Raw genomic sequence first — 12401 nt, 5'->3', positions numbered from 1 at the left:
GATCAGGCGGCAACCGCGTCCTTGAGCGCCTTGGCGAGATCGGTCTTTTCCCAGGAGAAAGAACCGTCGCGACCGGCCTTGCGGCCGAAATGGCCGTAGGACGAGGTCTTGGCGTAGATCGGCTTGTTGAGGTCGAGGTGACGGCGGATGCCGGACGGCGACAGATCCATCACCGTGCGCAGCGCTTCCTCGAGCTTTGCCTCGTCAACCTTGCCGGTGCCGTGCAGGTCGACATAGACCGACAGCGGCTGGGCGACGCCGATGGCGTAGGACAGCTGGATGGTGCAGCGATCGGCGAGCTTGGCCGCCACCACGTTCTTGGCGAGGTAGCGTGCCGCGTAGGCGGCGGAACGGTCGACCTTGGTGGTGTCCTTGCCGGAGAAGGCGCCGCCGCCATGCGGTGCGGCACCACCATAGGTGTCGACGATGATCTTGCGGCCGGTCAGGCCGGCGTCGCCATCGGGTCCACCGATGACGAACTTGCCGGTCGGGTTGATGTACCACATGCAATCGTCGGCGATCTTCAGATCGCCAAGCGCCTCGCGGATATAGGGTTCGACGACCTTGCGGACTTTCTTCGAATCCCAGCTTGCATCGAGATGCTGGGTCGACAGCACGATCTGCGTCGCCTCGGCGGCCTTACCGTCGATGTAGCGGACGGTGACCTGGCTCTTGGCATCCGGGCCGAGCTTGCCGGCGTCGCCGCTGCCTTCGTGGCGCGCGGCGGCCAGCAATTCGAGGATCTTGTGGCTGTAATAGATCGGCGCCGGCATCAGGTCCGGCGTCTCGCGGCAGGCATAACCGAACATGATGCCCTGGTCGCCGGCACCTTCCTCGCCCTGGCGGTCGGACGCGTTGTCGACACCCTGGCCGATGTCAGGCGACTGGCCGTGCAGGAGAACCTCGATCTTTGCCGTCTTCCAGTGGAAACCGGCCTGCTCGTAGCCGATCTCGCGGATCGCCTTGCGCGCAACCGACTTGAATTTCGCCGGATTGACGACCGAATGCCCGGCCGCGTCCTTCAGAATATTGCCGGCCTTGTCTCGCTTGAGCAGCGTGTCTGGAACACGCACTTCGCCGGCGATGACGACGCGGTTGGTGGTCGCCAGCGTCTCGCAAGCGACACGAACCTTCCACGGGTCCATGCCGGTCTTCTTGGCCTCACGATAGACCAGATCGACGATCTCGTCGGAGATACGGTCACAAACCTTGTCGGGATGGCCCTCGGCAACGGATTCCGAGGTAAAGAAGTAATTCTGCCGCGTCACGGGTGTCCCCTCTTGAAAACGGATCGGCAGGGCTGCCGACTTTGGCGCGCCACGTGTTAGCGGTGCCGGGCGTCGCTCGTCAAGCGGTGCCGCAGTTCTGGCACGAATGTCGCAGCAGTTATTATCTTGTACCACCGGCAGCATGGCGCCGCCGGCAGTCGAGCCTCCGGATCAGTCGGCACCTTCGGTGGAAAGAGATTTCACCAGATCTATGATCCGCCGGCGCACCTTCACATCAACGATCTTGACGAAGGCGCGGTTGAGCTGAAGCCCTTCGGGACTGCCGCAGAATTCGACGGCGAAAGCCATCGAAGCATCTTCAGCGAATCCGCGATTGCCTACGGGCTCCTGACCCGGGGCATCCTCGAAGAAGAAGGCAACGGGCACGCTGAGTATGGACGCTATTGCCTGCAGGCGGCTGGCGCCGACGCGATTCGTGCCTTTTTCATATTTCTGGATCTGTTGAAACGTGATGCCGAGATTCTCACCCAGCTTTTCCTGACTCATTCCAAGCATATTGCGCCGAAGCCGGATGCGACTTCCGACATGGATGTCGATCGGATTCGGTTTTTTCTTGTTTTCTTCTGTCATTTTTTCCTCGCCGAATTTTTCCGGCTTTTTCTATTTTTCTTGCCCAAACGAAGCCGGAGCCAACTGCCCCAACAGAACCTCCAACCGACTTCGAGAAATTTTAGGCGCGTACAGTATGAGTTTCTAATGTGTCGACTGTCAATTCACCCGTAGCCGTTGCCTTACATTCAATGCGAGGGCGATCATGGCAAACAGCAACATGATCAGCATTCCGTTAATGCGCCTCTGGCCGGCGGAGACGAGAGCCTGTCCGGAGACCGGCACCCGCACGTCGATGGCGCCTCGCGCATCGACGGCCAAAGCGTCGACGATGCGTCCGTGCGCGTCGACAACGGCGGAAATGCCGTTATTGGCGGCACGCAACAAGGGCAATCCATTCTCGACCGCGCGAATCTGAGCCTGCCTGAAGTGCTGGTACGGACCCGGCGTGTCGCCGAACCATGCGTCATTTGTGACGTTCACAATAAGCTCGGCTGACGCAGCGTCAACTGCTACCAGATCAGGAAAGATCACCTCGTAACATATAAAGGGCAGCGCGCGGATGCCGCCGGGGAGCGCGATCGGGTGGCGCTCATTGCCGGCGGCGAAATTCATCGGCCCGGCAACGAGCTGATCGACGCCGAAACGGCCAAGCAGGTCGGCAAAAGGCAGATATTCGCCAAACGGCACCAGATGAACCTTGTCGACGGCATCGGTGATCTCACCCTTGTCGTCGATCGCCACCACGGCATTGTAATAGCGGCTGCTGACATTCGCCGCCGAGCCGCCCTCCTCGCGCACGACGCCGGCAACCAGCACCTGGCCGGCCCCAAGCATCTCGCCCAGCGCCGTCAGCGCATCCGGGCGCTCGGTAAACAGAAACGGCACCGACGTCTCCGGCCACAGGATCAGCTGCGGCTTGCCGTGGCCAGGCTCCGGCGCCTTGGCCGACAACCCCATCAGGGTGGCGAAGATGCGGTCGCGCACCGAGGCGTCCCACTTCTCGCTGAGATCGACGTCAGGCTGCACGATGCGGACATCGACGGTGCGGGTTGCAGGCGCGACCGCAGCGGTAAGCCTGACATAGCCGAAGCCGACATGGGCGCCGACAAGAATGACCAGCAGCGCGGCACCCAGGCGCAGATGCCTTTGCGCCGCAAGCAGCGCCGGCAGCGCGAAAACAAAGACCGCCAGCGCGTTCATGCCGATCATGCCGGTGAGCGAGACGCTCTGCATCAGCAAGGGCACCGGCATCGCCGCATAGCCGACGGCGTTCCAGGGAAAGCCGGTGAACAGAAAGCCGCGCAGCCATTCCGCCAGGGCAAAACCAAAGGCCAGCGCGGCGATGCGGCCGATGTCGTTGCTCCACAGCAGCCGGGCGACGACCGTGGCGAAACCATAGAAAAAGGCGAGCGCGAAGGGGATGCCGATGACTGCGAACGGCAAGGCCCAGGCGAAACTGTCGGCCTCGACCAGAAGTGCCGAGCCGATCCACCACAGGCCGGCGAGAAAATAACCGAAACCGAACCACCAGCCGACGGCAAAGGCCGGCCGCAGGCGCCGCAGCCAGCCGTCGGAGGCTTCGCCGGTGGCGCCATCGAGAAGCCAGACCAGCAGCGGAAACGAAACGAAACAGACAGCGAAAAAATCGTAGGGCGCCTGGGCCAGAACCGCCAATGCCCCGGCGAGAAACGCTACCAGCGCGCGCCGCCAGCCCCAAAGCAGAATTATCCGGCCGGCAAGGCGCTGCATCGAGGCTTCCACATCGCGCGAATCACGGCAGAAGATTTAGCAGGCTGCAGTCCGCGCTCCAAACCGCTTAAATGTGATCTAGCGGTGCCAACCCTCGATCTGCACATCACCGACCCGCTCGGCCTCTTCGCGGGGAACCGAGCGTAGGGTTTGCGTGAAGGTCCAGACATGGCCTTCGGGGTCGCGCGCCCGATACAGCCGCTCGCCGTAGAACTGATCGGCGGGCTCCTGGACGATGTCGGCGCCGGCCGCCCGCGCCTGCTCGCAATGAGCGTCCAGGCCGTCTTTCAGCCTCATATAGACCGATTGGGTGTTCCTGCCGCCCACCGAAGCCGGGCTGGCGATGTGAGCGGCCCATTCGGAATCGACAATGATATAGCCGTCACCGAAGCGCATTTCGGAATGGACGAGTTTCCCGTCGGCATCACTGACGACCATGCTTGGCTCGAAGCCGAAGGCCGTCTCAAGCCATCGCAAGGCGGCGCGCGGGTCCTTGTAGAATATGCCGGAGCCGAGGGTCGAGTGCTTGAACGGATCGTCGACCGCCATTGGTCGGCGCTTCCTTACGCCTGCTCGGTGCGGACGGCGCGCCGGCGGCGCTCGCCTTTCTGGCTCTGCACGATGCGCACCCGCTTGACGCGGCGCGGATCGGCATCGAGCACGTGGAACTCGAAGCCGGGTATGGCTTGCACCACTTCGCCACGCGCCGGCACGCGGCCCAGCGTGTTGAAGATCATGCCACCGATCGTATCGACATATTCGCCATGCTCGCCGGCGGTAAAGTCCTCGCCGATCATCTTGGCGACCTCGTCGATCTCGGCCTTGCCATCGACGACGAACACGCCATCGCCGGTCTGGGTGATCATCGGCTCGTCATCGTCATGCTCGTCTTCGATGTCGCCGACCACCATCTCGACGATGTCTTCCAGCGAGGCGAGACCATCGGTGCCGCCATATTCGTCGATGACCAGCGCCATCTGGGTGCGCGTCGCCTGCATCCGTCCCATCAGGTCGGAAGCCAGCATCGACGGCGGCACGAAGAGCACCGGGCGGATCAGGCTCAACTCACCGATGGTGCGCGCAAGGTCGACCTGGGCGAGGTCGAGCAGCGTGGCGGCTGGGGCTTTCCTCGATGTCCTGCCCTTCTTGACGCGGGCGACCTTGGTGATGTGCGCCAGCACGTCGCGGATGTGGACCATGCCGCGCGGATCGTCGAGCGTCTCGGAATAGACCGGCATGCGGGAATGGCCGGACTGTTCGAACAGGCCGAGCAGATCGCCCAAAGTCGTGGTGATCTCGACCGCCTCGATGTCGGCGCGCGGCACCATGACATCCTCGACGCGCACTTCGCGCAGACGCAGGATGTTGTTGAGCATGGCGCGTTCGCCGGGCGAAAAGGCGCCGGCGTCGCTTGTCGTTTCGGCCAGGGCGCCGGCGATTTCCTCGCGCAGGCTGGTGCCGTTGCGCTGCCGGAACAGGCCGATCACACGGTCGAACAGGGAAGGACCGGCAGGCGATGGCTCGCTGGCAATGCTGCCAGAAACGGGGCTGCCGGTCGTGGTACTGGGACTCGAGCCCTCTTCCGTCGTATCGGAAGGCTTGGTCGCACTGCCGGCGTCGGGGCGGGCGGCAGTTTCTGGTTTGTCGTTCATCGTCGTCCGGTCATTTGGTCTTTTGTAGTTACGCGTAGGGATCGGGAATGGCAAGCCTTGCCAGCGCGGCGCGCTCGATGGCTTCCATTGCCTCTGCCTCGGCATCGGTCTCGTGATCGTGGCCCAGCAAATGCAGCAGGCCATGGATGACGAGATGGGTGATATGGTTGTCCATCGGCTTGTCTTCCAGTGCCGCTTCGCGCGCGACGGTCTCGGCGGCGAGCACGATATCGCCCAGCATCGGCGGCAACGGACCGCCCATGACGAACGGAAAAGCCGGGAAAGACAGGACGTTGGTGGGTTTGTCCTTGCCGCGCCAATCGGCGTTGAGGGTGCGGATATGGGCATCGTCGGAAAAGACGATGCTGAGCTCGGACTGCCCCGCAACACCGGTTTCGGCAAACGCGGCAGCAACGGCGCGATCGACCAGCCGCGTCAAGCTTGCCTCATCGGGCCAGTCGCCGGCTTCGACAGAGATGTCGATCTCGACGGGAACCGAAAAATCCCCGTCGCCAGGTTTTAAGTCTTCAGGCATGAGCCGGCATCGTCACATCAGCTCTCGACGCCGAGACCACGCGCCAGCTTGGCGTCGCGGTCATAGGCCCTGACGATTTCGGCCACCAGCGGGTGGCGGACCACGTCGCCGTCGTTGAAGCGCACCGTTACCGCGCCGTCCACGCCATCAAGGACCCGCAGCGCTTCGACCAGGCCCGATTTGGTGTTGGAGGGCAGGTCGATCTGCGTCGGATCGCCGGTGACGATCATGCGCGAGTTCTCGCCGAGACGGGTGAGGAACATCTTCATCTGCATCGGCGTGGTGTTCTGCGCCTCGTCGAGGATGACGGCGGCATGCGCCAGCGTGCGGCCGCGCATGAAGGCCAGCGGCGCGATTTCGATCACCTCGGCGGCAATGGCGCGCTCGACCTTGTCGGCGGGCATCATGTCGTAGAGCGCGTCATAGAGCGGCCGCAGGTACGGATCGACCTTTTCCTTCATGTCGCCGGGCAGGAAGCCGAGCCTTTCACCAGCCTCGACCGCCGGCCGCGACAGGATGATGCGTTCGACCATGCCGCGTTCGAGCAGCATCGCCGCATGCGCCACCGCCAGATAGGTCTTGCCGGTGCCGGCCGGGCCGATGCCGAAGACAAGCTCGGACCGCTCCAGCGCCCGCATATAGGCGTCCTGGTTGAGCGAGCGGGCATAGATCGTCTTCTTGCGGGTGGCGATCTGGGCGGCGGATACCTTGCCCTTGCGCTCCAGCGTCGGCAGCGTCAGCTGATCGTCGGCGGCGATCGCCATGCGCACGGCGCCATCGACGTCCGACTGGCCGATATCGACGCCTTTCTGGAGAATGCCGTAGAGATTGTCGAGTGCGCGGCGCGCCTGCTCGGCTGCCGAAGCGGACCCCTTGATGGTCAGCTGATTGCCGCGCGAGCGGATATCGATACCGAGCTTTTGTTCAAGTCGGGCCAGATTCTCGTCGAACTGGCCGTAAAGGGCGCTGGCAAGCTTGTTGTTGTCGAAAGTCAGAACGATGTGCGCCATATCCGAGGCCCCAGACGTCAAACTCTGAGGCAGATTCTTCACTTCAGCAGCGCTCAACCGTCTCTCCTCATCTGCCGAGGCCGTCAGGCCAATTCGGCGAACAGGCTATTGTAGCCCGTCTTCGTGATTCGCACCTGGATAATGTCACCGATTTCGCCGGCCTTTTCATCAACAATAACTGGCTGCAGCCATGGCGAGCGGCCAACCTTCTGGCCGGCCTGGCGGCCGGGCTTCTCGATCAGCGTATCAATGGTCCTGCCGACCAGGCTGGCGCCGAAATCCTGCTGCTGTTTCACAAGCAGAGCCTGCAGACGCTGCAGGCGCTCGTCCTTGACCGCTTCCGGCACATGATCGGTCATCTCGGCGCCCGGCGTGCCGGGACGCGGCGAATATTTGAACGAAAAGGCCGAGGCATAATTTACCTGACGGACCAGTTGCATCGTCGCCTCGAAATCGGCTTCCGTCTCGCCGGGGAAGCCGACAATGAAGTCGCCTGAAAGCGCGATGTCGCTGCGCGCGGCGCGAACACGGTCGAGCAGAGTCAGATAGTCCTTTGCCGTGTGCCTGCGGTTCATCGCCTTGAGGATGCGGTCGGAGCCCGATTGCACCGGCAGATGCAGGTAGGGCATCAGCGCCGGCAGGTCGCGGTGGGCTGATATCAGCTCGTCGTCCATGTCGCGCGGGTGGCTGGTGGTGTAGCGCAGCCGGGCAAGGCCGGGAATCTCGGCCAGCCGGAACAGCAGGCGGCCAAGGCCCCATTCCGCGCCGTTTTCGCCCTGGCCATGCCATGCGTTGACGTTCTGGCCGAGCAGCGTCACCTCGCGCACGCCGGCTTCCGCCAGACGCTCGGCCTCCGCAACGATCTGCGCCACCGGCCGCGACACTTCCGAGCCTCTTGTATAGGGCACGACGCAGAAGGTGCAGAACTTGTCGCAGCCTTCCTGCACGGTGAGGAAGGCGGTGACGCCGCGCTTGATCACTTCGGCGCGCCCGGGCTGCGGCAAATGCTCGAACTTGTCCTCGACGGCGTAGTCGGTCTCGATGACCTTCTCGCCGCCACGCACCCTTGCCAGCACATCGGGCAGCCGGTGATAGGTCTGCGGGCCGATGACCAGATCGACGGCCGGCGACCGCCGCAGGATCTCCGCCCCTTCCGCCTGAGCCACGCAGCCAGCGACGCCGATCACCATCTCGCGCCCGGCCAGAGCGCGTTGAGCCTTCATCTCGCGAATGCGGCCGAGTTCGGAATAGACCTTTTCCGCCGCTTTCTCCCTGATATGGCAGGTGTTGAGCAGCACCAGATCGGCCTCGCCGATGGCATCGGTCGCCGCATAGCCGTCGGCGGCCAGCGCATCGGTCATGCGCTGTGAATCATAGACGTTCATCTGACAACCATAGGTCTTGACGAAGACCTTCCTGGTCGTGGCAGCCGGCGTGACCGCGCTTTCGGCCGCCGTGGCAATGTCGTCCCGTTCTATCGTGTTCAAATCCATCCGGCGGCTTCTAACGCCTTTTGGTGACAAAAAACAGACGCTTTTGCCCGTAGCGGCTTGGAACTACCGGCTCGGCCGCGGCGCGGCGAGTGCCGCCTGCATCATCGCGCGCACCTGGTTTTCCATCAGCTTCGACGTTTCCTTGCGGTTCGAGCCCTTGGAGAAGGGAACCGGCTCGCCGAAATGCACCTCGACATCGAGAGCGCCCTCGGCCAGCAACACCTTGAGATGCGGCATCAGGTCCTCGTCGCCGATCCAGGCGGCAATCGGCCGGTGCCGGCGGCCGAGCGGCACGCCATGCAGGCGCGTGTAAACGATCGCCACCGGCTGGATGAACACCTGGTCGACTGCGCCTTCCGAGAGCGCCATCGAGGCGGCGCCGAACAGCGTGCTCTTGAACGGCAAAAGCAAATTGCCATCGCCGGTCGAGCCTTCGGCAAACAGCACCATGGCGTCGCCCTTGGCCATGCGGTTGGCGATCTCGCTCGCCTGATCGCCCGACGAACGCTTGCGCTCGCGTTCGATGAAGACGGTGCGCTGCAGCTTCGACAGCATGCCGATCAGCGGCCAGCCTTCCATATCGGCCCTGGCGATGAACTTTACATCGACCATCGATCCCAGCACCATGATGTCGGTCCAGGAGATGTGGTTGGACGCCACCAGCAGCGGACGCTGGTTGGACAGCGTGCCTTTGACATGGACGCGCATGCCGAGCGCCCTGACGATGATCCTGTGCCAGATCTTGAGGATGAAGGTCTCGGGCCAAATCCCGGTCTTCATCGACAGGATCTGCAGCGGCACAAGGATCAGCGAGCTGACGACAACGAGGCCCAGCGCCAGGAAAATCCGGATTTTCTTGATCATTCGCCCTGGCCCTGGCCCTGCCCGCGCCCTGCTAGCGAAGATCGCGGCGCATGACAAGCGCGCCGGTCGGGCCGTGTTCCGGCGATTTGTAATAGTTGGCGCGCTTGCCGACCTCACGGAAGCCGAGCCGCCGGTATAGCGCGATGGCGGCGACGTTGGTCTCGTCGACCTCGAGGAAAAGTGCTTCCGCGCGCTGGGCGTGCAGTTCGCGCAGCACGGCGTCCATCAATTGCCAACCGAGCCCTTGGCGGCGGTGCGAGCGCGCCACCGCGACGGTCAGGATTTCGCCCTCGCCGGCCGCCAGCCGCGCCAGCACGAAGCCGACCGGCGGCTTGGCGCCGTGTCCGGTCTCGCGCGCGGCATAGCCGAACACCGTGTCCTGCTCGAGCAGCGCGGCGAATTCGCCATCGGTCCACGGTCGCACGAAATCCTCGCGATGCAGAACCGACACCGCCGGGCTGTCGGCAATGGTCAGCGGTTCGAGCGCATAATCCCTACGGCGCGGTTGGAGGAAGGGAATGCGCATTATTTTTCCTGCCTCGAAAGAATAAAGCCGGCCTGCGGCTTTGCGTCGGCACCACGCAGATAGAGCGGTTTCGGCTTTTCGCCCTCGCCCTTGGCGGCGGCGAGCCGTGCGTAGACGGCGATGTCGGCGGTGGCAGCCGTTGGACCGATGTCTAGGGCGTGCCCGACGGTCGCGGCGATCTGCATGGCAGCGGTACCGGCAAGGACCGGAGACTTGTCCGCCGCCATGGTGGCGGCTTGCGAGAGCGTGGTCACGTCAGGACCATAGCGCAAAACCGACAATTCATCGTAAAGCGCTGCATGGATCTCCTCGCGCCCGGCATCGAGCGCGGCAAGCACGGCACGGCCGGGAAATCCAGCTGCGGCTTCCGCGGCCAGCGCTTCCAGCGTGGTCACCCCGATCGCCGGAATTTTCAGCGCCAGCGCCAGGCCACGCGCCGCCGAAACGCCGACGCGCAGGCCGGTGAAGGAGCCGGGACCGATGGAGACGGCGATGGCGCCGAGGCCGGCAAAGTCGGTTCCACCGGCCTTCAACGCCGTATCGATGACGGCCATCAGATGCTCGGCATGACCCTTGCCGAGGTCGAGCACCGAGCGGCCAAGCTCCTTCCCGGCCGCCGCGTCGTAGACGCAGGCAGCACAGAGAGAGGCGGCACAGTCGATGGCAAGCAACTTCATGAGGCGGCCGGTTCGAGAAACAATTCCCTGTGCCCGCCATGGCCCGTGACCGCAAGGGGATAGTGCATAAATCGTTAAGCGGCTTGTTTCGTGAAGGCCCGTTCCTTCTCCTCCTGTGAAGGGGAGAAGGGAGAGCCGCACGTGGCCGCAACGCTGAGGCAGCGCAAATCTGATGCCATTGGGGTGGTTGCACCGATCGCCAAGACCGCCAGTTTCCGGTTTTTGAGCACGATCTTTTCCAAAAACCGGTTTCCACTTTTCGGGATCATGCTCTAACAGAAGGCTGAACAGTCAACTTTCAGGTGCGGAATCCATATGGCAGCTCTCAAGCTCATCGCGCTCGACGACCAGGACCTGGCCATCGTTTCGGCCCATGTCCAGGACGCCGTGATGAAGGTGGCGGACCTCGAATTCCTGCCGACCGCCAAGCGTTTCGTACTGACCATGAACCGCTTCGTCTGGGAGGCGAAGTCCGGCCTGTTCAGCCAGCACAATGAGCGGCGGCAGGCGGTGCTGCATTTCGACCGCGTGCTCGGCGCCAAGACCAATGGCATTGCCCGCGACAGGCCGGCCGAGGTTCTGTCGCTGCTGGCGATCAGCTTCGTCGAGATCAGCAAGCCTGCCGGCATAGTCGAGCTGATCTTTTCGGGCGGCGGCACGATCATGCTCGATGTCGAGTGCATCGAGGCGCGGCTTGCCGATATTGGCGGCGCCTGGGGCGCCACGTCGCGCCCCGTCCACAGGGCCTGAGCGTTATCCGATGGCCATCACGCTTGCCCAGTCCGACGCCGATTTCGAGCAGCGTTTCGCCGCCTTCCTGCTGACCAAGCGGGAGGCGTCCGAGGACGTCGATGCCGCCGTGCGCGCCATCATCGCGCGGGTGCGCGCCGAGGGCGATGCGGCGCTGATCGACTACACGCAAAAGTTCGACCATGCCGATTTGAAAAGCCTCGGCATCGCCGTCTCCGGGGACGATATCGCCAAGGCCTACAAAGCCGCCGACCCGCAGACGATCGAAGCGCTGAAATTCGCGCGCGAGCGTATCCGCGCCCATCACGAGCGGCAGCGGCCAAAGGACGACCGCTACACCGACGCCATCGGCGTCGAACTCGGGTCGCGCTGGACGGCGATCGAGGCGGTCGGCCTCTATGTGCCGGGCGGCACGGCGAGCTATCCAAGCTCGGTGCTGATGAATGCCGTGCCGGCCGGCGTCGCCGGCGTCGAGCGCATCGTCATGGTGGTGCCGGCGCCGCAAGGCATCATCAATCCGCTGGTGCTGGTGGCGGCCGATATTTCGGGCGTGTCGGAAATCTACCGTGTCGGCGGCGCGCATGCGATCGCAGCCCTGGCCTATGGAACCCAGACCATCAAGCCGGTGGCCAAGATCGTTGGCCCCGGCAATGCCTATGTCGCGGCGGCCAAGCGCCAGGTGTTCGGCACCGTCGGCATCGACATGATTGCCGGGCCGTCGGAAGTGCTGGTGGTGGCGGACGGCAGCAACGACCCGGACTGGATCGCCGCCGATCTGTTGGCGCAGGCCGAGCATGACGTGTCGGCGCAGTCGATTCTGATCACCGACGATCCAGCCTTCGGCAAAGCGGTCGAGCAGGCGGTCGAGCGGCAATTGCAAAAACTGTCGCGGGCCGAGACGGCGGCGGCAAGCTGGCGCGATTTCGGTGCTGTCATCCTGGTGCCAACGATCGAAGCCTCGCTGCCGCTGGTCAATCGCATCGCCGCCGAACATGTCGAGCTCGCCATCGACGATCCGGAAGCCTTTCTGGCCAGGATGCGCAATGCCGGCGCCGTGTTTCTCGGCCGCCATACGCCGGAGGTCATCGGCGACTATGTCGGCGGCTCCAACCACGTGCTGCCGACGGCGCGCTCGGCGCGCTTCTCGTCGGGCCTCTCGGTGCTCGACTTCGTCAAGCGCACTTCGATCCTGAAGCTGGGCTCCGAGCAGTTGCGGGCGCTGGCGCCGGCGGCCATCGCGCTGGCCAAGGCGGAAGGCCTCGATGCGCATGGCCGCTCCGTCGCCATACGGCTGAACATGTAGG

The 12401-nt window shown here is 63.8% G+C and carries 14 protein-coding genes; 3 read left to right on the top strand and 11 right to left on the bottom strand.

Annotation, left to right across the window (positions count from 1 at the left end):
- Positions 1 to 2: 2 nt before the first annotated feature.
- The 11 genes from metK to tsaB form a co-directional block, all read right to left on the bottom strand.
- Positions 3 to 1268 (bottom strand): methionine adenosyltransferase, encoded by a 1266-nt coding sequence (metK, locus tag AC1DXN_RS15910; RefSeq protein ID WP_477274892.1) that lies wholly within the window; start codon positions 1266 to 1268, stop codon positions 3 to 5.
- Positions 1269 to 1439: 171 nt separating this feature from the next.
- On the bottom strand, positions 1440 to 1859 hold the full coding sequence (locus tag AC1DXN_RS15905) for a helix-turn-helix domain-containing protein (protein WP_477241592.1): 420 nt from the start codon (positions 1857 to 1859) through the stop codon (positions 1440 to 1442).
- A gap of 138 nt (positions 1860 to 1997) precedes the next feature.
- On the bottom strand, positions 1998 to 3590 hold the full coding sequence (lnt, locus tag AC1DXN_RS15900) for an apolipoprotein N-acyltransferase (RefSeq protein WP_477274894.1): 1593 nt from the start codon (positions 3588 to 3590) through the stop codon (positions 1998 to 2000).
- A gap of 78 nt (positions 3591 to 3668) precedes the next feature.
- Positions 3669 to 4139 (bottom strand): VOC family protein, encoded by a 471-nt coding sequence (locus tag AC1DXN_RS15895; RefSeq protein WP_477274895.1) that lies wholly within the window; start codon positions 4137 to 4139, stop codon positions 3669 to 3671.
- 14 nt (positions 4140 to 4153) lie between these two features.
- Complete coding sequence (locus AC1DXN_RS15890) at positions 4154 to 5242, bottom strand: hemolysin family protein (protein ID WP_477274897.1); 1089 nt, start codon at positions 5240 to 5242, stop codon at positions 4154 to 4156.
- A 28-nt stretch (positions 5243 to 5270) separates the two neighbouring features.
- Positions 5271 to 5777, bottom strand: a complete 507-nt coding sequence (ybeY, locus tag AC1DXN_RS15885; RefSeq protein WP_477274899.1) for an rRNA maturation RNase YbeY — start codon at positions 5775 to 5777, stop codon at positions 5271 to 5273.
- Positions 5778 to 5794: 17 nt separating this feature from the next.
- The gene (locus AC1DXN_RS15880) at positions 5795 to 6787 is read right to left on the bottom strand and encodes a PhoH family protein (protein WP_477241582.1); all 993 of its coding nucleotides are present in this window, start codon (positions 6785 to 6787) and stop codon (positions 5795 to 5797) included.
- Between the two features lie 83 nt (positions 6788 to 6870).
- Entirely contained in the window at positions 6871 to 8280 is a 1410-nt protein-coding gene (gene miaB, locus AC1DXN_RS15875) for a tRNA (N6-isopentenyl adenosine(37)-C2)-methylthiotransferase MiaB (RefSeq protein WP_477274901.1), read from the bottom strand.
- 63 nt (positions 8281 to 8343) lie between these two features.
- The gene (olsA, locus tag AC1DXN_RS15870; protein ID WP_477274903.1) at positions 8344 to 9144 is read right to left on the bottom strand and encodes a lyso-ornithine lipid O-acyltransferase; all 801 of its coding nucleotides are present in this window, start codon (positions 9142 to 9144) and stop codon (positions 8344 to 8346) included.
- A 31-nt stretch (positions 9145 to 9175) separates the two neighbouring features.
- A complete protein-coding gene (gene rimI / locus AC1DXN_RS15865) occupies positions 9176 to 9670 on the bottom strand; it encodes a ribosomal protein S18-alanine N-acetyltransferase (protein WP_477241576.1) in 495 nt (164 codons plus the stop codon).
- Entirely contained in the window at positions 9670 to 10347 is a 678-nt protein-coding gene (gene tsaB, locus AC1DXN_RS15860; protein ID WP_477274905.1) for a tRNA (adenosine(37)-N6)-threonylcarbamoyltransferase complex dimerization subunit type 1 TsaB, read from the bottom strand. Before tsaB ends, rimI begins: the two co-directional genes overlap by 1 nt.
- 141 nt (positions 10348 to 10488) lie before the next feature.
- Between tsaB and AC1DXN_RS15855 the strand changes: the two genes are divergently transcribed.
- Genes AC1DXN_RS15855 through hisD form a run of 3 tightly spaced genes read left to right on the top strand, consistent with a single transcriptional unit; the run spans position 10489 to position 12400 of the window.
- The gene (locus AC1DXN_RS15855; protein WP_477274907.1) at positions 10489 to 10623 is read left to right on the top strand and encodes a hypothetical protein; all 135 of its coding nucleotides are present in this window, start codon (positions 10489 to 10491) and stop codon (positions 10621 to 10623) included.
- A gap of 39 nt (positions 10624 to 10662) precedes the next feature.
- Entirely contained in the window at positions 10663 to 11097 is a 435-nt protein-coding gene (locus AC1DXN_RS15850; protein WP_477274909.1) for a DUF2948 family protein, read from the top strand.
- Positions 11098 to 11107: 10 nt separating this feature from the next.
- Positions 11108 to 12400 carry a histidinol dehydrogenase gene (gene hisD / locus AC1DXN_RS15845; protein WP_477274911.1) on the top strand — a complete coding sequence of 431 codons (1293 nt, stop codon included), beginning with the start codon at positions 11108 to 11110 and terminating at the stop codon, positions 12398 to 12400.
- Position 12401: the final 1 nt, after the last annotated feature.

It is taken from the genome of Mesorhizobium sp. P2_H9, assembly GCF_056403215.1.
The sequence above is the reverse complement of the archived record's forward strand: the minus strand, read 5'-3'. Positions and strand labels throughout refer to the sequence as shown.